Origin of the sequence: Vogesella oryzae, assembly GCF_902829295.1 — a bacterium.
Classification (GTDB): domain Bacteria; phylum Pseudomonadota; class Gammaproteobacteria; order Burkholderiales; family Chromobacteriaceae; genus Vogesella; species Vogesella oryzae.
Window position 1 is genome coordinate 70,340 of sequence record NZ_CADEPL010000022.1, and the last position, 19,744, is coordinate 90,083.

At 66.8% G+C, this 19,744-nt stretch carries 23 protein-coding genes; 13 read left to right on the forward strand and 10 right to left on the reverse strand.

Annotation, left to right across the window (positions count from 1 at the left end; genetic code table 11):
* Positions 1–4 precede the first annotated feature (4 nt).
* Positions 5–364, forward strand: coding sequence for a 5-carboxymethyl-2-hydroxymuconate Delta-isomerase (locus tag HU218_RS10100; RefSeq protein ID WP_174874820.1), 360 nt, complete (start codon positions 5–7; stop codon positions 362–364).
* Positions 361–1,002, forward strand: coding sequence for a ribonuclease T2 family protein (locus tag HU218_RS10105; RefSeq protein ID WP_174874821.1), 642 nt, complete (start codon positions 361–363; stop codon positions 1,000–1,002). The genes HU218_RS10100 and HU218_RS10105 overlap by 4 nt, the downstream gene beginning before the upstream one ends.
* A gap of 52 nt (positions 1,003–1,054) precedes the next feature.
* Here the strand turns inward: HU218_RS10105 and HU218_RS10110 are convergent, their stop codons facing one another.
* From HU218_RS10110 to HU218_RS10120, 3 genes are all read right to left on the reverse strand, one after another.
* Positions 1,055–2,434 carry a PepSY-associated TM helix domain-containing protein gene (locus tag HU218_RS10110; RefSeq protein ID WP_174874822.1) on the reverse strand — a complete coding sequence of 460 codons (1,380 nt, stop codon included), beginning with the start codon at positions 2,432–2,434 and terminating at the stop codon, positions 1,055–1,057.
* Between the two features lie 212 nt (positions 2,435–2,646).
* Positions 2,647–3,888 (reverse strand): NAD(P)/FAD-dependent oxidoreductase, encoded by a 1,242-nt coding sequence (locus HU218_RS10115; protein ID WP_174874823.1) that lies wholly within the window; start codon positions 3,886–3,888, stop codon positions 2,647–2,649.
* A gap of 105 nt (positions 3,889–3,993) precedes the next feature.
* Positions 3,994–4,773, reverse strand: a complete 780-nt coding sequence (locus HU218_RS10120; protein ID WP_174874824.1) for a transporter substrate-binding domain-containing protein — start codon at positions 4,771–4,773, stop codon at positions 3,994–3,996.
* Positions 4,774–4,993: 220 nt separating this feature from the next.
* On the opposite strand from HU218_RS10120, the gene HU218_RS10125 reads away from it, so the two are divergent.
* The 3 genes from HU218_RS10125 to HU218_RS17050 are packed head-to-tail and all read left to right on the forward strand — an operon-like array spanning position 4,994 to position 6,770.
* On the forward strand, positions 4,994–5,965 hold the full coding sequence (locus tag HU218_RS10125) for an ornithine cyclodeaminase family protein (protein ID WP_174874825.1): 972 nt from the start codon (positions 4,994–4,996) through the stop codon (positions 5,963–5,965).
* 44 nt (positions 5,966–6,009) lie between these two features.
* Positions 6,010–6,648 (forward strand): helix-turn-helix transcriptional regulator, encoded by a 639-nt coding sequence (locus tag HU218_RS10130; RefSeq protein WP_174874826.1) that lies wholly within the window; start codon positions 6,010–6,012, stop codon positions 6,646–6,648.
* Positions 6,645–6,770 carry a hypothetical protein gene (locus tag HU218_RS17050; RefSeq protein WP_281357152.1) on the forward strand — a complete coding sequence of 42 codons (126 nt, stop codon included), beginning with the start codon at positions 6,645–6,647 and terminating at the stop codon, positions 6,768–6,770. The genes HU218_RS10130 and HU218_RS17050 overlap by 4 nt, the downstream gene beginning before the upstream one ends.
* On the opposite strand, the gene HU218_RS10135 is transcribed toward HU218_RS17050, so the two are convergent.
* The 4 genes from HU218_RS10135 to HU218_RS10150 form a co-directional block, all read right to left on the reverse strand.
* The gene (locus tag HU218_RS10135; protein WP_174874827.1) at positions 6,767–7,492 is read right to left on the reverse strand and encodes an anaerobic ribonucleoside-triphosphate reductase activating protein; all 726 of its coding nucleotides are present in this window, start codon (positions 7,490–7,492) and stop codon (positions 6,767–6,769) included. The two genes, HU218_RS17050 and HU218_RS10135, sit on opposite strands and share 4 nt — an antisense overlap.
* Positions 7,455–7,616 (reverse strand): anaerobic ribonucleoside-triphosphate reductase, encoded by a 162-nt coding sequence (nrdD, locus tag HU218_RS17055; protein WP_281357153.1) that lies wholly within the window; start codon positions 7,614–7,616, stop codon positions 7,455–7,457. The genes HU218_RS10135 and nrdD overlap by 38 nt, the downstream gene beginning before the upstream one ends.
* A gap of 67 nt (positions 7,617–7,683) precedes the next feature.
* Positions 7,684–9,405: a ribonucleoside triphosphate reductase gene (locus HU218_RS10145; RefSeq protein WP_174874829.1), complete on the reverse strand. Its 1,722-nt coding sequence runs from the start codon at positions 9,403–9,405 to the stop codon at positions 7,684–7,686.
* Positions 9,406–9,534: 129 nt separating this feature from the next.
* Positions 9,535–10,101 (reverse strand): helix-turn-helix domain-containing protein, encoded by a 567-nt coding sequence (locus tag HU218_RS10150; protein WP_174874830.1) that lies wholly within the window; start codon positions 10,099–10,101, stop codon positions 9,535–9,537.
* 82 nt (positions 10,102–10,183) lie between these two features.
* Here HU218_RS10150 and HU218_RS10155 point away from each other — a divergent pair, with 82 nt between their 5' ends.
* On the forward strand, positions 10,184–11,086 hold the full coding sequence (locus HU218_RS10155) for a DMT family transporter (RefSeq protein ID WP_174874831.1): 903 nt from the start codon (positions 10,184–10,186) through the stop codon (positions 11,084–11,086).
* A 115-nt stretch (positions 11,087–11,201) separates the two neighbouring features.
* On the opposite strand, the gene HU218_RS10160 is transcribed toward HU218_RS10155, so the two are convergent.
* The 3 genes from HU218_RS10160 to HU218_RS10170 are packed head-to-tail and all read right to left on the reverse strand — an operon-like array spanning position 11,202 to position 13,932.
* Positions 11,202–11,984, reverse strand: a complete 783-nt coding sequence (locus HU218_RS10160; protein WP_174874832.1) for a hypothetical protein — start codon at positions 11,982–11,984, stop codon at positions 11,202–11,204.
* A 56-nt stretch (positions 11,985–12,040) separates the two neighbouring features.
* Positions 12,041–13,102 (reverse strand): glycosyltransferase family 4 protein, encoded by a 1,062-nt coding sequence (locus tag HU218_RS10165; RefSeq protein WP_174874833.1) that lies wholly within the window; start codon positions 13,100–13,102, stop codon positions 12,041–12,043.
* Positions 13,090–13,932 carry a UDP-2,3-diacylglucosamine diphosphatase gene (locus HU218_RS10170; protein WP_174874834.1) on the reverse strand — a complete coding sequence of 281 codons (843 nt, stop codon included), beginning with the start codon at positions 13,930–13,932 and terminating at the stop codon, positions 13,090–13,092. Before HU218_RS10170 ends, HU218_RS10165 begins: the two co-directional genes overlap by 13 nt.
* Before the next feature lie 213 nt (positions 13,933–14,145).
* Between HU218_RS10170 and HU218_RS10175 the strand changes: the two genes are divergently transcribed.
* The 7 genes from HU218_RS10175 to HU218_RS10205 all read left to right on the forward strand — a co-directional run.
* Entirely contained in the window at positions 14,146–15,765 is a 1,620-nt protein-coding gene (locus tag HU218_RS10175; RefSeq protein ID WP_174874835.1) for a phosphoethanolamine transferase, read from the forward strand.
* Between the two features lie 3 nt (positions 15,766–15,768).
* Positions 15,769–16,380 (forward strand): phosphatase PAP2 family protein, encoded by a 612-nt coding sequence (locus HU218_RS10180; RefSeq protein WP_174874836.1) that lies wholly within the window; start codon positions 15,769–15,771, stop codon positions 16,378–16,380.
* A gap of 38 nt (positions 16,381–16,418) precedes the next feature.
* Positions 16,419–17,123, forward strand: a complete 705-nt coding sequence (locus HU218_RS10185; RefSeq protein WP_217450787.1) for a phosphatase PAP2 family protein — start codon at positions 16,419–16,421, stop codon at positions 17,121–17,123.
* Between the two features lie 88 nt (positions 17,124–17,211).
* Entirely contained in the window at positions 17,212–17,478 is a 267-nt protein-coding gene (locus HU218_RS10190) for a PepSY domain-containing protein (RefSeq protein WP_174874837.1), read from the forward strand.
* A gap of 100 nt (positions 17,479–17,578) precedes the next feature.
* A complete protein-coding gene (locus tag HU218_RS10195; RefSeq protein ID WP_174874838.1) occupies positions 17,579–18,121 on the forward strand; it encodes a cytochrome b/b6 domain-containing protein in 543 nt (180 codons plus the stop codon).
* A gap of 9 nt (positions 18,122–18,130) precedes the next feature.
* The gene (locus tag HU218_RS10200) at positions 18,131–18,793 is read left to right on the forward strand and encodes a response regulator (RefSeq protein ID WP_174874839.1); all 663 of its coding nucleotides are present in this window, start codon (positions 18,131–18,133) and stop codon (positions 18,791–18,793) included.
* Positions 18,790–19,744: histidine kinase dimerization/phospho-acceptor domain-containing protein (locus HU218_RS10205; RefSeq protein ID WP_174874840.1), on the forward strand; the 955-nt coding region annotated here is incomplete at its 3' end. The genes HU218_RS10200 and HU218_RS10205, both read left to right, overlap by 4 nt.

Here is a 19,744-nt window from a genome sequence, read left to right on the forward strand (position 1 = left end):
CGCCATGCCGCATCTCACCGTGGAATATTCGGCCAACCTGCCGCAACTGCCGGCTGCACCGCTGCTGCAGCAGCTTAACGATGTGCTGCTGGCCAGCGGCCTGTTCGCCGGCCCGGATATCAAGAGCCGCGCCGTGCCGCTGCCGGTGTTTCTGGTGAGCGACGAGCCGGAAGGCCATGCCTTCGTGCATGTCAAACTGGCGCTGCTGTCCGGCCGCCCGCCGGAAGTGAAGAAGCTGCTGTCGCAGCAGCTGCTGGACGCGCTGCAACGCAGCTGCCCGTGGCCGGCCGAGCTGGCGGTGCAGCTGTGCGTGGAGCTGATGGACATCGAGCGCGACGGCTACAGCAAGGTCACCGTGCAATGAGGGCGCTGCTGCTGGCGGCCATGTTGGCCGCAGCGTCGCCACTGGCGGCGCAGGCCGGCGATGTGCCGGGCCGTTTCGACTTTTACGTGCTGGCGCTGTCGTGGTCGCCGGACTATTGCGCGGCGCGGCCGCAGGATGCCGAACAATGCGGCCGGCCGTATGGCTTCGTGCTGCATGGCCTGTGGCCGCAGTACCAGCGCGGCTATCCGGCCAACTGCAGTGCCGAGCCATTGCAGCCACAGATCGAGCGCCAGTTCGCCGGGCTTTACCCCAGCCGCAAGCTGTACCGCCACGAGTGGGACAAGCACGGCAGCTGCAGCGGCCTGAGCCAGCCGCAGTTTCACCAGCTGGCGGCCAGCCTGAAGGCGAAAGTGCGCATCCCCGCCGCCTACCAGGCGCCGGCACAGCCGCTGCGCCGCAGCCTGCCGCAGCTGAAAGCCGACCTGGTGGCGGCCAACCCGTGGCTGCCGGCCAGCGCCATCAGCGTGGCCTGCAGCGGGGCGGGGCGCTTCCTGCAGGAAGTACGTGTCTGCTTCGACAAACAGGGCAGTGGTGCCAGCGCCTGCAGCGAACAGATGCAGCGCGCAGAGGCGCGCAGTTGCCGCCAGCCGGACTTGCTGGTGCGCAACGTGCGCTGAGGCGGCAGCAGACAAGAAAAGGCGACCCTGCGGTCGCCTTTTTTGTTGGCCGTCAGCGCAGCCACGCCAGTACCGGCAGCCGGCGCAGCAGTGCCCAGTCCAGCAGCAGGATGGCCACGAAGCTGAGCCCCACCAGCGGAAAGGCGGCCCCCAGCAGCAGCATGATCAGCAGCGCGCCGCGCCACAACGGGGTGTCCGGCGGGCTGTCCGGTGCCCCCAGTCGCCCCTGCGGCTTGCGCCGCCACCACATGATGAGGCCGCTGACGCAGCTGAGGATCCGCAGCAGGCAGATGCCCAGCATCAGCAGCTGGTTGGCGAGGCCGAACAGCCGGCCCTCGTGCAGCACGATGCCCATCTCTACTGCCTTCGGCACCACGCCGTAGTCGCGGTAGCGGATGTCGGCCAGCACCTTGCCGCTGTACTGGTCGATGTGCAGCGTGGCCTCGTCGCGGGCATCGTCCGGAAACACCGACACGGTGTAGACGCCTTCGTCGCCGTCCGGCATCACCACGGCGTAGCCCGGCACCACGCCGCGGGCGTTGGCGGTATCCACCACCTGCTGCAGGCTGACGCGCGGCGTGGCCTGCTGCGGCAGCGCGCCGTGGTGGGCGGCGTGCGGGTCGGACTTGGGTAGCGGGCTGTGCTCCAGCGCCCACGGAATCACCTTGTCCTCGGTGCTGTTCAGGCTCAGCGCCAGCTTGTCCGACTTGGGCACCTGGTCCCACATCTGCGCCGGAAAGCGGCTCCACACCGCGGCAAACTGATCGCCCCAGTAGCCGGTCCACGCCATGCCGGATAGCAGCATGAACAGCAGCAGCAGCGCGCTCCAGAAGCCGGTGACCGCGTGCAGGTCGCGCCAGAAGGCGCGGCCGCCGGCCTGCCAGCGCGGCCAGAACACCGCCAGCTTGCCGCGTCCGCGCGGCCACCACAGGTACAGGCCGGAAACCAGCAGCACCAGCGCCCAGCCGGTGGCCAGCTCTACCGCGCGGTCGCCCCACTTGCCGGCCAGTAGCTCGCCATGCAGCTTCAGCGCGAGCGGCTGCAGGCTGTATTCCTCGCTCAGCGTACCCAGCACGCTGGCGCGATAGGGGTCGAGGTAGACGCCGATTTTCTCGCCGTGATCGCGCACGATTACCTTGGCGCTGCGCTGCGGCGTCGCCGGCGGCAGGTAACGCAGCACGCTGGCCTGCGGGTAGCGCTCTTTCACCACCATCAGCAGGTGGTCGGCCGGATGCGCGGGGGCGCTGCTGGCCGGCACCGTCAGCAGCTGGCGGTACAGCAGGTTGTCCAGCTGCGGCTTGAACAGATAGATGCTGCCGGTGATGGCCAGCAGCAGCATGATGGGGGTGATGATCAGGCCGGCATAGAAATGCCAGCGCCACGCCACGGTGTAGAAACGCGGGGTCTTGCCGGCGGTTGCGGCATTCGCCATGACTTGCTCCGGTGCAAAAAGCCGGCATTGTCCAAGTTAATGCGAATGAATATCAAGTAGGTGTGACACTTTGTCGCAGCGGCCTGCGCGCCGCGGGGGCCGGCCCCGATGCGGCCAACCCGGCGTGCGCACGGCACTTGCCTGCCTGCTGTCATCGCCGGCAGGCAAACAAACAGCGGCCCGCAGGCCGCTGGTCGCGTGGCACCGCGCCGTTACAGGAAGCGTGCCGGTGCGTACGGTGTCGGGTCGGTAAACGGGGTCTCGCCGCAGATCACCTGCGCCAGCAGTTGGCCGCATACCGGCCCCAGCGTCAGGCCGTGGTGGGCGTGGCCGAAGTTGAACCACAGCCCCTTGTGGCGTGGCGCGGCGCCCAGTGCCGGGCGCATGTCCGGCAGGCACGGGCGGCTGCCCATCCACGGCGTGGCGTCCAGCCGTTCGCCCAGCGGGAACAGGCCGCGCGCCAGCGCCTCGGCCTGCTGCAGCTGTGCGTAGTTGGGCGCGGCGTCGCGGCGCGCCAGTTCCACGCCGGTGGCGATACGCAAGCCGCGCTGCATCGGCGACACCACGAAGCCGCCTTCCACATCGGCGATGGTGTAGTTCAGCCCCGGCCCCAGCGGCTGGTAGTGCATGTGGTAGCCGCGCTTGGCCTGCAGCGGGATGCGGTAACCCAGCGGCAGGAAGATGTCGTCCGACCACGGCCCCATCGCCACCACCACCTGCGCGGCGCGCAGGGTGCCGGCGTCGCTGTGCACCTGCCAGCCGCTGCCATCCGGCGTCAGCGCGCTGACCTGCTGCTGCAGCACGGTGCCGCCCAGGGTTTCGAAATAGCGGGCATAGCCGCGGGTCAGCGCGCCCGGATCGCTGATGCGCTGCGGGTCGCGCCAGTGCACCGCGCCGGCAAAACCCTCCCCCAGCCCCGGCTCGGCGGCGCGCAGTTGCGCCGCGTCCAGAATCTGCAATTGCAAGCCGTGCTCGGCGGCGATGCGGCGGGCGTTGGCGGCCTCGGCGGCAAAGCCGGCCTCGGTGCGGTAGGCCTCGTACAGGCCATCGCCACGGCTCAGCTGTTGCAAGTTGGCCGCGGCGAGCAGCGTGGCGTGTTCGTCCAGGCTGCGGCTGATCAAGGGCAGCATGTCGTGCGCGGCGGCAGCCAGCCGGTGCGGGGCGGAGGCGCGGAAGTAGCGCCACAGCCACGGCGTGCTCTGCAGCAGGGTGGACGGCTGGTAGCGCACGTCGGCGGAGCGGTTGCGGGCGATGCGCAGCACGCTGGCCATATTGCGCGGAAAGCCGTACGGCACCACCGCGGCGCGTTCCAGCAGACCGGCATTGCCGTGGCTGGTTTCCTCGCCAGGAGCGCGGCGATCCAGCAGCGCCACGCGCAGGCCGCGCTGTTGCAGGGCGATGGCGGAGGAGACGCCGATCATGCCGGCGCCAAGGACGATAAGGTCGAAATCCATGTCGGTGCTTCTTTCAGATGCAGTTGCCATGGGCGCTGGGTGCAGCGGCCATGGCAACGGGGTCTGGCAGCTTGGCCGCAAGCTTGCGGCCAAGCTTGCAGCAGCTTACTTGGCGATGATGTCGCGCTTGAAGTATTTCATCGACAGCCGGCTCAGGGTGCCGTCTTTTTTCAGGCTGCTGATGGCCTTGTTCAGTTCGGCGGTCAGCGCCTTGTTGTCCTTGCTCACGCCAAAGCCGGTGCCTTCGCCCAGGGTGGAGAAGTCGCTGAGCACCTTGCCGGCAAAGTCGAAATCCTTGCCCTGCGGCTTGCTGAGGAAGCCTTCGGTGGCGTTCTGCGCTTCCTGCACGCTGGCATCCAGCCGGCCGGCGGCCTGGTCGAGGTAGATCTGAGCCTGGTCGCGGTAGGCGACGATCTTCACGCCGTTCTTCTCCCAGTGCTTGCGCACGAAGTCTTCCTGCGTGGCGCCCTGCAGCACGCCGACGGTCTTGCCTTTCAGGCTGGCCACGGTCGGCTCCAGGCCGCTACCGCGCTTGGCCACCATCTGGATCGGCACGATGTACACCGGCTGGGTGAAGTCGATGGATTCGCGGCGCTTGGCGGTGATGTTCATCGACGAGTTGATGATCTCGAACTTCTTCGCCTTCAGCCCCGGGATCAGGCCTTCGAACGAGGTTTCCACCCAGCTGCACTTGGCGGCCATGCGCTCGCAGATGGCGTCGCCGACCTCGATGTCGAAGCCGGTCAGCTGGCCGCTGGCCAGTTTGCTCTCGAACGGCGGGGAGAACGGCCCCCGCCCCCTGCGCAGGGTGGATTGGGCAACGGCCGGCAGGGCAATCAGCGCCAGCAGCGGCAGGGCAAACTTGTGAACGTTACGGCGAATCATGTGGCTTCTCCAAAGTGATCGGTTTGGTCTTCCCGTTACCGGCGGCCAGTTAACGGTCTGCCGTCCGGTTGCTGCGCGGTGGCCGCGTCTGGTGTCTGGACGCTAATGTAGACAAAAAATCCACTATGGACAATTTATTTCTATTTTTACCGGCCGCTGCTAGACTGTGTGGACAAATTTTCCACACTGGACACAAGGCGCGCCGCGCCGGGAGACGCACATGACCCTTTCGCACCACCGCCCGCCGCTGACCCTGAACGCGGAACAGATCCGCCCGCTGCTGGCGCAGCTGCCGCTGGCCGCCACCCTGCGCCGCCTGTTTGCGGCCTTGGCCGCTGGCCAGGCGGTGCAACCGCCGCAGACGCTGACGCTGTTCCCGCAGGATGCCGGCGATGTCATCGCCTATCAGGGCGTGCTGGCGACCGAGCAGGTATTCGGCGCCAAGCTGTCGCCGTACATCGTCACCTCTGGCCGGCCGGTGGTGACGGCGTGGACCGCGCTGATGTCGATGCAGACCGGCCAGCCGCTGCTGTTCTGCGATGCCGGCGAGCTCACCGCCGAGCGCACCGCCGGCACCACCGCGCTGGCGGTGGCCGAGCTGGCGCCGGTCGACAGCCGCGTGCTGGTGCTGATCGGCTGCGGCGCGCTGGGCCAGGCGCACCTGCGTCACGCGCTGCCGCTGCGCGACTGGCGCGAGGTGCGGGTGTATGCGCCGGATCTGGCGGCCAACCCGGCATTGCAGCAGACGTTGGCCGCGGTCGATGCCCGCGTGCGCTGCTGCGTCAGCCTGGCCGCCGCCACCGACGGCGCCGACGTGATCATGCTGTGTACCTCGGCCGCCGCCGCGGTGCTGGATCCGGCGACGCTGACCAAGCCGGCGCTGATCACCTCCATCAGCACCAATGCCGTCAACGCGCACGAAGTGCCGCCGGAAAGTCTGGCCGCGATGGACGTGTACTGCGACCACGCCGCCAGCACCCCCAGCCGCGCCGGCGAGATGGTACTGGCTGCCGAACGCGGCTGCTGGCATCCGGTGGCGCTGTGCGGCGACCTGGCGGCGCTGGTGTCCGGCCGCGCGCCGCGCCCGGACTACAGCCGCCACGTGTTCTTCCGCTCCATCGGCATGGGGCTGCAGGATGTGGCCATCGCCCACGCCATCTGGCAGCAGCACGCGGCCACTTGTCCGGCCTGAGCACATCGGTCACTATCCGCGTGTCCTCCACCCCTGACGCAACCATGAGCGCGCACACCGCATCCCGCCAGCAGCAGCTGCTGGCGCGTTACCAGCATCTGGCCGACGGCATCGCCCGGCTGTTCTTTCCCTATGCCGAGGTGGTGATCCACGACCTGGACACCCGCCGCGTGCTGTATCTGGCCAACAACCTGTCGCGGCGCGAGGTGGGCGACGATGCGGCGCTGGACGATATCGAGCAGACCATCGCCGAGCGCACCGTCGGCCCGTACGAGAAGCTGAACTGGGACGGCCGCAAGATGCGCTGTACCAGCTCGGTGCTGTTCGACGATGCCGGCGAGGCGCTGGGGGTGATGTGCATCAACTTCAACATCGCGGTGTTCGAGGAGATGCACGGCATGCTGGGCATGCTGCTGAAGGGTGCCGGGCTGGTGGAGCAGCCGGCGGAGCTGTTCCGCGACGACTGGCAGGAGCGCATCAACAGCTTCATGCATGGCTGGCTGCGCGAGCGGCAGCTGGCGCTGAACACCCTGACGCGGCCGCACCGCCGCGAACTGGTGGCGGCGCTGTATGCCGAGGGCGCGTTCAACGGCAAGAGTGCCACCCACTACATCGGCAATGTGCTGGGGCTGGGACGGGCGACGGTGTACAAGTATCTGAAGGAGCTGCGCGGCGAGTCATGAGCGCCGTCGCTGCACAGAACAAGGCCGCCCACGGGCGGCCTTGTTGTTGCTGCGGCAAGGTTGGCCGCATGCCGGGCAGCGACGCCTGTACCGGCATCGCGATGCTGTGGCGCGCGGCCTAGCCGCTGCGCAGTTCGAACTGCGCAAACATCGCCGCCACCTGCTGCTGCAACTCGGCGTGCGGCCAACCCGTGGCGATGGGCGCAAACGGTTGCGGCAACTGCGGCCCGGGGCGCAGCAGCTGCCAGGCATAGCGCCGCACCCCTTGCTGTGCCAGCGTGGTGGCCAGTTGCCGCAGGCTGTGCTCGTCGTGCAGCGCCGGGTGGATGGTGCTGCGGCACTCGAAATCGCCGCCGTGCGCCAGCAGCAGATCGAGGCTGGCGAAGGCGCGTGCGCCGCTGCCACCGCTGGCGGTAAGCGCAGCATAGCGGCCGGGCACGGTCTTGATGTCCAGCCCGACCCAGTCCAGCAGCGGCAGCACTTGCTGCAGCCGGTGCGGATGGGCGCCGGCGGTGTGCAGGCCGGTGGCGAAGCCCAGCGCCCGCACTTCGGCCAGCAGCGCCGGCAAGGCAGGATCGGACAGCGGCTCGCCGCCGGAGAACACCACGCCATCCAGCAGGCCGCGGCGGCGCAGTAGCAGCTCGCGCAGCTGCGGCCAACGGTGTTGGCCGTGGCGGCGTTGCAGCAGGCCCGGGTTGTGGCAGTAGCCGCAGCGCCACGGGCAGCCGGCGAAAAACACCACCGCGGCCAGCCGCCCCGGCCAGTCGCAGCTGGAAAACGGTTGCCAGCCGCCGATGCGCGCGCGCTCAGCCGGCGCGCTGTTCGTCGAAGTGGCGGCGTTCATGGAATTCACCCTGCTTGCCGGTGTTGAACGAGGCCACCGGGCGGTGGTAGCCCATCACCCGCGTCCACACCTCGCAGCGGGTGCGTTCTTCGTCTTTCAGTTCGATGGCTGGCTGCTGTTGCATGGGGTTTCCTTTCAGGGTTGGCCGCTGGGCGGCGGGCATGGTTTTGTTCGTTACGGCACTGCCGCGGCTAATCGCAGCAGGCAGCCTGGCGTTTTCTGGCGATCAGCTCGGCATCGCACTTCGGGCAGAAGTCGTGGCGACCGGACAGGTAGCCGTGCGTCGGGCAGATCGAGAACGTCGGTGTGACGGTGATGTAGGGCAGGCGGAAGTTTTCCAGCGCGCGCTTCACCAGCTTGCGGCAGGCGTCGGCGCTGCTGACTGCCTCGCTCATATACAGGTGCAGCACGGTGCCGCCGGTGTACTTGCGCTGCAGTGGATCCTGGCGCAGCAGCGCCTCGAACGGGTCGTCGGTAAAGCCCACCGGTAGCTGGCTGGAGTTGGTGTAGTACGGCTGCTGCGGCGTGCCGGCCTGCAGGATGCCGGGGTAGCGCTTGTTGTCTTCGCGCGCGAAGCGGTAGGTGGTGCCTTCCGCCGGCGTGGCTTCCAGGTTGTACAGGTGGCCGGTGGCCTGCTGGAACGCGACCATGCGCGCGCGGATGTGGTCCAGGTAGCGGCAGGCGAAGGCGTGGCCCCAGTCGCTGGTGATGTCGTGCTGATCCGCCGTGAAGTTGCGGATCATCTCGTTGATGCCGTTCACCCCCAGGGTGGAGAAGTGGTTGCGCAGGCTGCCGAGGAAGTGGCGGGTGTACGGGTACAGCCCGCCGTCGATGTGCTGCTGCACTACGCGGCGTCGCGCTTCCAGCACCTCGCGGCCGAGCTGCAGCAGGCGGTCGGTCTCGGCCAGCAGTGCGGCTTCGTCACCGGCAAAACGGTGGCCGAGGCGTGCGCAATTCAGCGTCACCACGCCCACCGAGCCGGTCTGCTCGGCGCTGCCGAACAGGCCGTTGCCGCGCTTCATCAGCTCGCGCAGGTCCAGCTGCAGGCGGCAGCACATGCTGCGCACCATGTGCGGCTCCAGCTCGGAGTTCACGAAGTTCTGGAAGTAGGGCAGGCCGTACTTGGCGGTCATCGCGAACAGCAGCTCGCTGTTGTCGCCGTACCAGTCGAAATCCCTGGTGATGTTGTAGGTGGGGATCGGGAAGGTAAACGCCCGCCCCAGCGCGTCGCCGGCCAGCATCACCTCGATATAGGCGCGGTTGATCAGCGCCATTTCCGGGCCGCAGTCGCCGTAGCGGAACGGCATCTCCTCGCCGCCCAGTACCGGGATCTGCTCGCGCAGGTCTTCCGGGCACACCCAGTCGAAGGTGAGGTTGGTGAACGGCGTCTGCGTACCCCAGCGGCTGGGCACGTTCAGGTTGTAGACCAGCTCCTGCATGCACTGCTTCACCTGCGCGTAGTCCAGCGCGTCCTTCTTCACGAACGGCGCCAGGTAGGTGTCGAAGGAGCTGAACGCCTGCGCGCCGGCCCATTCGTTCTGTAGCGTGCCGAGGAAGTTGACGATCTGGCCGCAGGCGCTGGACAGGTGGCGCGGCGGCGCCGATTCCACCTTGCCGCCGACGCCGGCAAAGCCCAGTTGCAGCAGGGTGCGCAGCGACCAGCCGGCGCAGTAGCCGGACAGCATGTCCAGGTCGTGGATGTGCAGGTCGCCGTGGCGGTGTGCCGTGGCGGCGGCCGCCGGAAACACCTCGTTCAGCCAGTATTCGGCGGTCAGCTTGCCGGCGATGTTGAGGATCATGCCGCCCAGACTGTAACCCTGGTTGGCATTGGCCTGCACCCGCCAGTCGGCACGGGACAGGTATTCGTTGATGCTGCTGACGGCGTCAACGTGGCGGCTGGGGCGTGCGTCCATGTTTGCTCCAATATCTTGTGTTGGATGCATTGTATGGACGCAATATGCAGTAGTGATTGATGTGTATCAAGCCTGCAAAAATTCTTATGGCATGGCTGCGCGACAGGGGCCGGCAGGCTGCGGCCAACCCTAGCGGCTGACGGGCGCCGGCATCACGATGCTGCGCTGGAAGCGCAACAGGCTGTCGCCCGGGTTGTGATAGTGGTAGCCCTGTTCGGTGCCGTAACCGGCGGTGGCACCGGCCTGCAGGGTGAGGACGTTGCCGGCGTAGCTCAGCAGCAGCGTGCCGCTGTATACCTCGACGATTTCGCCGCAGCCGGCCGGATCCGGCGCCGCCTGATAGCTGTCGCCAGCGGCCAGTTGCCACTGCCACAGCTCCAGCGTGCAGTGCGGCAGCGGCAGGCTGTGCAACAGGGTGGCGTGGCTGTCGAGGCTGTCGCCCTGCCATACCCGCACCGGCGCCTCGCTGCCGGGGGCGCGCACCAGTTCGGAAAAGGTCAGCCCCAGCGCGCTGGCGAGGCGGTCGAGGGTGGCGATGCTGACATTGCTGGCGCCGGCCTCGATATTCACCAGCATGCGGCGGCTGACCTCGGCGCTGGCGGCCAGTTTTTCCTGGCTCAGGCCGCTGCGCTGGCGCGCGGCGCGCAGATTGTGGGCCACATGGCTGAAGACTTGCAGGGGAGGGTGTTCGCTCATTGGTGCAATATATTGCTCATTGGTTTGGCTGTGCAGTATAGTGCGCAGCAGTGTCTCACCACCTTACCGACGAGCCCGCATCATGTCCACACTCTCTGCCGCAGTCCCCGCTCCGCACCGCTCCTGGCTACCCGACCTGTCCCTGGTCGGCATCACCCTGATCTGGGGCGGCACCTTTCTGGCGGTACAGACCGCGCTGCAATGGAGTGGCGCCTTTGCCTTTGTCGGTATGCGCTTTGCCGTCGCCGCCGCACTGGCGCTGCTGCTGTGCCGCCGCCAGCTGGCTGGTCTGCAGCGGGCGGAATTGCTAGGCGGGGTGAGCATCGGCGCGGTGCTGTACTTCAGCTACAACCTGCAGACGCTGGGCTTGGGCCACATCGCCAGCAGTACCTCGGCTTTCCTCACCGGCCTGTACGTGCCGCTGGTACCGTTGCTGCAGTGGCTGCTGTTCCGCCAGCGGCCAACGTTGGCCGCATGGGGTGGCGTCGGGCTGGCGTTTGCCGGCCTGCTGCTACTGGCCGGGGTGGACGGTTTCAGTATCCGGCTGGGGCTGGGCGAGTGGCTGACCATTGCCGCCACCGCCACCATCGCGCTGGAAATCTGCCTGATCAGCCGTTTTGCCGCCGGCTGCCATGCCGGGCGTATGGCGCTGGTGCAGCTGGCTACCGTGGCCCTGCTGTCGCTGGCCAGCGTGCCGCTGGCAGGCGAAGGGCTGCCGCAATGGCACCCGCTGCTGCTGCTGGCGGTGCTGGCGCTGGGCGCCGCCACCGCGTTGATCCAGATCGTGATGAACTGGGCGCAAAAGACGGTGCCGGCTACCCGCGCCACCATCATTTACGCGATGGAGCCGGTATGGGGCGGGCTGATCGGCTGGCTGGCCGGCGAGGCGATGACGGCCGGCAAGCTCGGCGGCGCGACGCTGATCGTGGCCAGCGTGCTGCTGAGCCAGCTGGGGGCGCGCAAGGCGACGCACGCACCGGCGTAAGCCGGCGGGAAACGGCATGCGGCCAAGCTGTTACCGCGTGGCGGCATCGGCTGCGAAGGTTGGCCGCGAGCGGCCATTAATCGCGGTATCGCCAGCGAGTTTTTAGCGGGCAGGATTACGGTTTGCGCTGCGTTGCGGCAACGGGAGCTTGTACTTGCCCTTTGAGTAGCGGCAGGTGTTTGTAGACCATTTGTGTAAATTCGCCGCTGCTGCCGATGTGCTGCAAAGCCTGGCGCAGGGTGCTGCGCTCGTTCTGCGGCAGACGGTTGGACAGGTAGCTGCCGACGGTCAGGTATAGCGGCGGGGAGAAGTGCAGGTAACGCAGGCCGAGTTCGTCTTTGGGCAGGTTGAGCCAGCTGGTGGTCTCCAGAATGCCGTCCAGCCGTCCGCGCCGCAGTTTCTGGTACAGGCTGTCTCGATCGTTGCTGTATTCCACCCGTCCGCTGGCCTGTAACGCTGCCAGCCGTTGCTGGACCTCGGCCGGGAACAGCGCGCCACGCAGCATGCCCAGACGGGTGTTCGGGTCGGCCAGCAAAGCGTCGGCCGTGTGCTGCGGGCTGTTGCTGCGCACGGTGGCCCGTAGCCGCAGCCGTGCCAGCGGCACGAACTCGGCGACCTTGACGATCTCCGGGCTGTAAATCACCAGCAGGATCATCGGCAGCTTGCCCTGCGTGAATTCGACATTGCGGCGTGCCAGCGGCAGCTCCACCGAAAACAGCTGGCAACCTGACAACTGTTGCACGCGGGCCGCCAGCTCCGGGATCAGCCCCAGCTCGCGACCATCCGGCGCACGGCGATACAGCGGCGGCGCGGCCGTGACGGACGGGTAGCGGTAACTGCAGGCGAGGGCATCGCCGGCCGCCAAGGCCAGCAACAGCAGGCCGATAATTGCTTTCATGGGGCAGAGGCAAGAATGTTTGCCTCATTGTCGGCCAGCGCGCGTCATTTGTCAGGCTATGCCGTGTGCTTGCCGGCTATCGTGATGCGCGCGGGCTCCGGCCGCGGGTTGAGGTTGGCCGCAAACTGCCGCGTGGCCTCGCGCCAGGAAAAACGCTCCGCCACGCGGCGAACCTGGTCGCGATCCAGCGCCAGCGCTTGCAGGCAGGCGCGGCGCAGGTCCTGATGCAACACGCCACCGCCGCTTTCGCCCACCACGTCCAGCGGGCCTGCCACCGGATAGGCGGCCACCGGTGTGCCGCAGGCCATCGCTTCCAGCAATACCAGGCCGAAGGTGTCGGTGAGGCTGGGGAACACGAACACATCCGCCGCGCGGTAGAAGCGGGCCAGCTCGTGCTGCGGGAACACGCCGGCAAAGTACACCTCCGGATAGCGCTGGCGCAGCTCCGCCAGTTGCGGGCCTTCGCCGACGACCCACTTGCTGCCCGGCAAATCGAGTTGCAAAAAGGCCTCGATATTCTTTTCCACTGCCACGCGGCCGATGTAGACAAAGCGCGGCGGCGCGGTCTCCAGCCGCTCGCGCTCGCCCGGACTGAACAGCGTGGTGTCCACGCCGCGCCCCCACAGCACCACGTTGCCGAAGCCGCGCTGGCGCAGCGCGCGCACGATGCTGGGCGTCGGCGCCATCACCGCCGCCGCCGGGGCGTGGAAGTGGCGCATGAAGGCGTAGCTGATGCCCAGCGGCAGGCGGATGCGCGCGGCGACGTATTCCGGAAAGCGGGTGTGGTAGGCGGTGGTGAAAGGTTGGCCGCGGCGCAGGCACCAGCGGCGCGCCGCCCAGCCCAGCGGGCCTTCGGTGGCGATGTGTACCGCCTGCGGGTCGAAGGCGGCCAACCTTTGCGCCACCTTGCGATAAGGGAACAGCGCGATGCGGATGTCCGGATAGGTGGGCAGCGGCAGGGTGCGAAAGCCGTCGCCGTCATCGTGCTCGCCGCCCAGCGGCGTCAGCAGCGCCACCTCGTGGCCCATGGCGCGCAATTCGCGCACGGTTTCCAGCAGGCTGCGCACCACGCCGTTGACCTGCGGCAGCCAGGCATCGCTGACGATCATGATACGCATGCGGCGCTCTCCTCTCTGGCGGCCTGCGGGGCCAGGACGTCTGCGACCTCCGGCAGCTGGGCCGCGTCGGCTGGCTGGCTGGCGGTCTCGGCCCCCAGCCGGGTCCAGTACACCACCTCCAGCCGGCCATCGTGGTGCTCCACCAGTGCCGACAGGCTTTCTACCCAGTCGCCGCAGTTGCCGTACATGATGCCGTCGATGTCCTTGACCTCCGGCTTGTGGATGTGGCCGCAGATCACGCCGTCGAAGCCGCGACGGCGCGCTTCGTCGGCCAGGATGTGCTCGAAGTCGCTGATGAAGTTCACCGCGTTCTTCACCTTGTGCTTCAGGTATTGCGACAGCGACCAGTACGGCCGGCCCAGCTTCTGCCGCAGCCAGTTGTAGTGGCGGTTCAGTTCCAGGATCACGCTGTACAGGCTGTCGCCGACATAGGCCAGCCACTTCACGTGCTGGATCACGCCGTCGAATTCGTCGCCGTGGATGATCAGCAGCCGCTTGCCGTCGGCGGTACGGTGCTCGGCCTCGGCGCGGATGGCGATGCCGCCGAAGTCCAGCCCGGCAAACTGCCGTGCCGCCTCGTCGTGGTTACCCGGCACGTAGATCACCCGGGTACCCTTGCGTGCCCGGCGCAGCACTTTCTGCACCACATCGTTGTGGCTCTGCTTCCAGTGCCACGATTTCTTCAACTGCCAGCCGTCGATGATGTCGCCCACCAGGTACAGGGTGTCCGACTGGTTGTGCTTGAGGAAATCCAGCAGGAAGGCGGCCTGGCAGCCGCTGGTGCCAAGGTGGACATCGGATAGCCAGATGGTGCGAAAGCGGTGGCTCATGGTGCGTCTCCGCAGGGCAGATGCGCACGATCATGCTGCCGTAGCATGACAGTACCGTGAGCCGGCGGTGACGGATCGGTGACAAAGCGATACCCTGCTGCAGTTCCGCCACGGCTAGCCTGTACGGCTAAGCCTGGCTTAATGCAGACATGGTGTAATGCCGGCGCAGACTGGCCACCAGCTGGCTGCGTGAATCGAATCTAGAGTGAGCTGATGAAAAAACTGCTTCGTCCGCAGCGGGCGGAATGGCTGGCGCTGGGCGCCTCGCTGCTGTTTGTGCTGCTGTTCAACCTGCCGTTCTGGCAACGCATGCTGACCATTGTCGGCCCGGTAGACGGGCACGGCATCAAGATGCTGGGCATGTCCTTTGTGCTGGTGACCGCCTTCTTCAACCTGTTCCTGCTGTTGCTGCTGTGGCCGCGCATCGGCCGGCCGCTGCTGACGGTGCTGTTTGTCACCACTGCGGCGATCAGCTATTTCATGAGTCAGTACGGCGTGCTGATCGACATGAACATGGTGCGCAACGCCATGCAGACCGACGGCGCCGAAGTGCGCGACCTGATCACCCTGAAGATGGTGCTGACCGTGCTGCTGCTGGGCGGTCTGCCCAGCTGGTGGCTGTGGAAGGCGCCGCTGAGCTTCCGCCCGGCGCTGCGCGAAGTCGGCAGCCGCGTGCTGGCGCTGCTGATCACCGCCGGTGTGCTGTTCGGCGTGGCGATGGCCGGCTACCAGGACTTCGCCTCGCTGTTCCGCAACAACCGCGAACTGCGTTTTGCGCTGGCGCCCTCCAATTACCTGCAGGCCACCTCATCCTACTTCAAGCGCGTGAACACCAAGGAGCCGCCGCTGCAGCAGATCGGGCTGGATGCCAAGCGCGCGGCGGCCGCCGCCGGTGCCAAGCCGAAAGTGCTGGTGCTGGTGGTGGGCGAAACCGCCCGCGCCGACCATTTCTCGCTCAATGGCTACGCGCGGCCAACCAATCCGGAGCTGGCCAAGGTGCCGGGGCTGCTCAACTATCCGGACGTGTGGTCGTGCGGTACCGAAACCGCGATCTCGGTGCCGTGCATGTTCTCCTCGCTGCCCCGCGACCAGTTCGATGCGGAGCAAGCGCGGCATCGCGAAAACCTGCTGGACGTACTCAAGCACAGCGGACTGGACGTGAGCTGGCTGGATAACAACTCCGGCTGCAAAGAGGTGTGCAACCGCGTCAGCACCCAGCTGCTGTTCGGCGCCAAGGACCCCAAGTACTGCAACAGCGAGGAGTGCTTCGACGAAATCCTGCTGGATGCACTGGATGGCAAGCTCAAGGGCCTGCAGCAGGATGCGGTGATCGTGCTGCACCAGAAGGGCAGCCACGGTCCGGCCTACTACAAGCGCTACCCGCAGCAGTTTGCGGTGTTCCAGCCGGAATGCCGGACCAGCGAACTGCAGAAGTGCAGCCAGCAGGAAATCATCAACGGCTTCGACAATACCATCCGCTATACCGATTATTTCCTGGCGCAGGTGATCAAGCGCTTGCAGGCCGATCCGGCGGTGGCCGGCAGCATGGTCTACCTGTCGGACCACGGCGAATCGCTGGGCGAGAACAATATGTACCTGCATGCCACGCCGTACATCGTGGCGCCGGATGCGCAGAAGCACATCCCGATGGTGGCGTGGTTCTCGCCGCAATGGTTGGCCGCGGCCAACATGCAACCGGCTTGCCTGCAGCAGGCCAGTCGCCAGCGTTACAGCCAGGACAACCTGTTCCACAGCGTGCTGGGGCTGATGGATGTGAAAACCGCGCTGTACCAGCCGCCGCTGGACATGTACGCGACTTGCCGCCACGGATAAGCGATGACCATTGCCGCCTACCTCGAATCGCTTAACCTGACGCTGTTCCGGCTGATGGCCGCACCGGCTGATGTCGCGCCGTGGCATATCGCGCTGGCCAAGGTGCTGGCGGTAGACCTGATCTACCTGCTGCCGCTGGCACTGGTGTGGATCTGGCTGCGCGGCACGCTACAACACCGCAGCAGCGCGCTGCGCACTTTGCTGGCGGCGCTGCTGGCGCTGGGCGGCAACCAGTTGCTGGCCTTGCTGTGGCAGCATCCCAGACCGTTCATGCTCGGCCTGTCGCCCAACTGGCTGCAGCATGCGGCGGACTCCTCGTTCCCCAGCGACCACATGACGGTGTGCAGTGCCATCGCCTGTGCCTGGCTGCTCGCCGGCTGGCAGCGGCTGGGCTTGGCTGCCGCGCTGCTGGCGGTGGTGGTGGCCTGGGCGCGCATCTATCTGGGGGTGCATTTCCCGCTGGACATGCTGGGCGCGCTGCTGATGGCGCTGGCGGCCAACGGCTTGGCCGCGCTGCTGTGGCGGCGCCTGGGCGCGCGCCTGCTATGGCTGGCGGTAATGTGCTACCGGCGACTGTTCCGCGGCCCGATCCAGCGCGGCTGGTGTCTGCCGTAATCCGGGCCGGTTTGTCCCTTCTCTGCGGAAAGTTGCCGATGCCAGTTGCCCCTGCTGTGTTCTACCGTCGCCAGCTGCTATGTTTGCTGGCGGGACTGTTGTTGCTGTTGTGGCTGGAGCGTTTCCCGGCGCTGGACTTCCGGCTGCAGGCGCTGTTTTTCGATCCGGCCAGCGGGCACTTTCCGTTGCAGGATGCCCGCTGGCTGGATCTGCTCAACCATCGCCTGGCCAAGTATCTGATCGTGGCGGCCGGGGTGGTGCTGGGCTGGCTCGGTTGGCGGCGGCGCGATCCGCGGCAGTTGCTGGCGGTGGCGGTGATGTTGCTGGCTACCGCCCTGGTGTCCTGGCTCAAGCATCGCAGCGCGCATTCCTGTCCGTGGGACCTGCAGGCGTTTGGCGGTCAAGGTGCCTGGTTCGGCCTGTTTGACAGCGTACCGGCGGATGCCGGCCCCGGGCGCTGCTTTCCCGGTGGCCATGCCTCGGCCGGCTTTTCGCTGCTGGCGCTGGGCTACTGGTTGCGGCCAACCCGTGCAGCGCTGGCGCGGCAGCTGTTCTGGCTGGGGGGTATCGCCGGCATGCTGATGGGGCTGGGCCAGATGGTGCGTGGCGCGCATTTCCTGTCGCACAACCTGTGGAGTGGCTGGTGGGTGTGGCTGGTTTGCTGCGCGCTGTTCGCCGGCTACGACCTGCTATGGCAGCCCTGGCGCCTGCGGGTGGCGCAGCGTGTACCGGCGACAGGCTAAGCACCGGTTAAGCAAGCGCTAAGCAAGCGTTAAGACGGCTGGCATTAAATACGTCCTGTATCCAGATCGCTCCAGGGGTTACCGCCGTATGAAAAAGCTGCTTGCCGCCAGCCTGATGGCTGTTGTCGCATCCGCTGCCTTTGCCTCCGTGCCATGTCCGGCACAGCCGGCAGCGAAGTGGCAGAAAGAGGCGGACTTCAGACAGCTGCTGGAAAAGCAGGGCTACCGGATCAGCAAGCTCGAGGTTTCCGGCAACTGCTACGAGGTCTACGGCCGGAACAAGGAAGGCAACAAGGTCGAAATCCTGTTCGACCCGGTGTCCGGCAAGCCGCTGCGGAGCGATATCTACAACTGATTGCTGCCAGCAGCGGGTGCCACATTGAGGCTCGCCCGCTGTCCACGTTTGCTTTGCCGCGCCGCACTACCCGGCGACGGCCTATACGGGAGTTACCACCATGTCCATGTTCAACCAAACCGATACCCGCCGTGAAAAAGTCTGGGACCCGTTCGTGCGCATGTTCCACTGGACGCTGGTCAGCTGCGTGATGCTCAACCTGTTCATCCTGGAAGAAGGCAAGCTGGCGCACCGCTGGTCCGGCTACATCGCCACCGGCCTGGTGCTGGCGCGCATCGTGTGGGGCTTCATCGGCAGCAAGCATGCGCGCTTTGCCAGTTTCTTCCCCACCCCGTCGCGACTGGGCGCGCATCTGAGCGCGGTGAAAACCGGCGAGCACCCGCAAGTGATCGGCCATAACCCGCTGGGCGCGCTGATGATGTTCGCGCTGATGGGGCTGGTGCTGTCGCTGGGCGTCACCGGCTACATGATGGGCATGGATGCCTATTACGAGGAAGACTGGCTGATCGACATCCACGGCACCATCGCCAACACGCTGATGGCACTGGTCGGGCTGCATGCGCTGGCCGCCATCGTGATGAGCCGTGTCGAGCGCGTTAACCTGGTTCGTGCCATGATTACCGGTGTCAAGGAATGGCGCTAGGAACACGGTATGCGGGTATTGATCGTCGAGGATGACCCCCTGATCGGGGACGGGCTGCAGGCCGGCTTGCAGGCGCTGGGTTTCAGCTGTGACTGGCTGCGCGATGGCAAGCTGGCGCTGTCCGGCATCCGTGCCGCGCCCTACGACGCGGTGGTGCTGGATCTGGGCCTGCCCGGCATGGACGGGCTGGAGGTACTGGCAGCCTGGCGCCGCGCCGGCCACCACGAGCCGGTGCTGCTGCTCACCGCCCGCGATGGCGTCAACGATCGTATCCGCGGGCTGGATAGCGGCGCCGACGATTACCTGGTCAAGCCGTTTGCACTGGGCGAGTTGGCCGCACGCTTGCGTGCGCTAGTGCGCCGGCGTGGCGGCCAGAGCGTGGCGCTGCTCAGCCACGGCCGCGTCAGCCTGGACCCGGCCGCGCGCCAGGCCACGCTGGATGGCGAGCCGGTAGCGCTGTCGGCGCGCGAGCTGGCGGTGCTGGAAGTGCTGCTGAACAACCGCAACCGCGTGCTTAGCCGCGCCGAGATCGAGGAAAAGCTGTACGACTGGGCGCACGAGGTGGAAAGCAATGCGGTGGAAGTCCACATCCACCATCTGCGCAAGAAACTGGGCGCCGATTTCATCAAGACCCGCCGTGGCCTGGGTTACACCCTGGGAGACGGCGCGTGAAGTACAGCCTGCGTGGCCAGCTGATACGCAGCCTGCTGCTGGTGGTCACCCCGCTGTGGCTGCTGGGCAGCATCCTGCTGGCGCTGCATGCGCGCCACGAAGTCAATGAACTGTACGACGGCCAGCAGCAAATCTTTGCCCGCCAGCTGTACAGCACGCTGCCGATGCTGTCGCAACAGCATCCGGTAGGCGAACCCCCGACCGAAAAAACCGATCACCAGGCGGTGGTGGTGTGGAACCCGCAAGGCGAACGCCTGCTGGTGGACAGCGAGGGCATGGACTTGCCCTACCACCCGGGTGAGACCGGCTTTCATACTCTGCTGCACGACAACGAAGACTGGCGCGTCTATTACCTGTCCGGCCCGGCCGGCTCGGTGGCGGTGGCGCAGGAAAACAGCGAGCGGCTGGAAACCATCAGCGGTCTGCTGCTGACCCAGACCATGCTGTGGCTGGTGCTGTTGCCGTTTGCGCTCGGCGCGGTGTGGCTGGCGGGTTCCCGCGGCCTGCGGCCGTTGGCCGCCCTGTGCCAGACCCTGCTGCAGCGCCAGCCGGATGATCCGACGCCGCTGACGGAGCGGGTGCCCAGCGAGCTGGCGCCGTTGATCGACAGCATGAACGGCCTGATCGACCGCGTCGCCGGCACGCTGCAGCGCGAACGCCAGTTCACCGCCTCCGCCGCACACGAGTTGCGCAGCCCGTTGGCCGCCTTGCGGGTGCAGGCCGAGTTGCTGACGCTGCTGGAGGATGCCAATGCGCGCAATGCCGCCGCCGGCAAGGTGATGCAGGGCGTCGATCGCGCCAGCCATCTGGTGGACCAGCTGCTGGCGCTATCGCGGCTGGAACAGCAGCAGGACCTGCCGCGCCAGCCGCTGGACTGGGCGCAGCTGGCGGCACAATCCTGCCAGCAGGTGGCCGACTACACCGCCGGTCGTGGCAGCCATATCCGTCACG

What these genes read in the sequence shown, in the direction of transcription:
- HU218_RS10200 (WP_174874839.1), top strand. Translation starts at nt 18,131, where the DNA reads ATGCGGGTATTGATCGTCGAGGATGACCCCCTGATCGGGGACGGGCTG.
- HU218_RS17050 (WP_281357152.1), top strand. Translation starts at nt 6,645, where the DNA reads ATGAGCGCCGTCGCTGCACAGAACAAGGCCGCCCACGGGCGGCCTTGT.
- HU218_RS10155 (WP_174874831.1), top strand. Translation starts at nt 10,184, where the DNA reads ATGTCCACACTCTCTGCCGCAGTCCCCGCTCCGCACCGCTCCTGGCTA.
- HU218_RS10160 (WP_174874832.1), bottom strand. Translation starts at nt 11,984, where the DNA reads ATGAAAGCAATTATCGGCCTGCTGTTGCTGGCCTTGGCGGCCGGCGAT.
- HU218_RS10120 (WP_174874824.1), bottom strand. Translation starts at nt 4,773, where the DNA reads ATGATTCGCCGTAACGTTCACAAGTTTGCCCTGCCGCTGCTGGCGCTG.
- HU218_RS10190 (WP_174874837.1), top strand. Translation starts at nt 17,212, where the DNA reads ATGAAAAAGCTGCTTGCCGCCAGCCTGATGGCTGTTGTCGCATCCGCT.
- HU218_RS10170 (WP_174874834.1), bottom strand. Translation starts at nt 13,932, where the DNA reads ATGAGCCACCGCTTTCGCACCATCTGGCTATCCGATGTCCACCTTGGC.
- HU218_RS10100 (WP_174874820.1), top strand. Translation starts at nt 5, where the DNA reads ATGCCGCATCTCACCGTGGAATATTCGGCCAACCTGCCGCAACTGCCG.
- HU218_RS10110 (WP_174874822.1), bottom strand. Translation starts at nt 2,434, where the DNA reads ATGGCGAATGCCGCAACCGCCGGCAAGACCCCGCGTTTCTACACCGTG.
- HU218_RS10135 (WP_174874827.1), bottom strand. Translation starts at nt 7,492, where the DNA reads ATGAACGCCGCCACTTCGACGAACAGCGCGCCGGCTGAGCGCGCGCGC.
- HU218_RS10185 (WP_217450787.1), top strand. Translation starts at nt 16,419, where the DNA reads ATGCCAGTTGCCCCTGCTGTGTTCTACCGTCGCCAGCTGCTATGTTTG.
- HU218_RS10115 (WP_174874823.1), bottom strand. Translation starts at nt 3,888, where the DNA reads ATGGATTTCGACCTTATCGTCCTTGGCGCCGGCATGATCGGCGTCTCC.
- nrdD (WP_281357153.1), bottom strand. Translation starts at nt 7,616, where the DNA reads ATGCAACAGCAGCCAGCCATCGAACTGAAAGACGAAGAACGCACCCGC.
- HU218_RS10130 (WP_174874826.1), top strand. Translation starts at nt 6,010, where the DNA reads ATGAGCGCGCACACCGCATCCCGCCAGCAGCAGCTGCTGGCGCGTTAC.
- HU218_RS10125 (WP_174874825.1), top strand. Translation starts at nt 4,994, where the DNA reads ATGACCCTTTCGCACCACCGCCCGCCGCTGACCCTGAACGCGGAACAG.
- HU218_RS10145 (WP_174874829.1), bottom strand. Translation starts at nt 9,405, where the DNA reads ATGGACGCACGCCCCAGCCGCCACGTTGACGCCGTCAGCAGCATCAAC.
- HU218_RS10150 (WP_174874830.1), bottom strand. Translation starts at nt 10,101, where the DNA reads ATGAGCGAACACCCTCCCCTGCAAGTCTTCAGCCATGTGGCCCACAAT.
- HU218_RS10165 (WP_174874833.1), bottom strand. Translation starts at nt 13,102, where the DNA reads ATGCGTATCATGATCGTCAGCGATGCCTGGCTGCCGCAGGTCAACGGC.
- HU218_RS10105 (WP_174874821.1), top strand. Translation starts at nt 361, where the DNA reads ATGAGGGCGCTGCTGCTGGCGGCCATGTTGGCCGCAGCGTCGCCACTG.
- HU218_RS10195 (WP_174874838.1), top strand. Translation starts at nt 17,579, where the DNA reads ATGTCCATGTTCAACCAAACCGATACCCGCCGTGAAAAAGTCTGGGAC.
- HU218_RS10175 (WP_174874835.1), top strand. Translation starts at nt 14,146, where the DNA reads ATGAAAAAACTGCTTCGTCCGCAGCGGGCGGAATGGCTGGCGCTGGGC.
- HU218_RS10180 (WP_174874836.1), top strand. Translation starts at nt 15,769, where the DNA reads ATGACCATTGCCGCCTACCTCGAATCGCTTAACCTGACGCTGTTCCGG.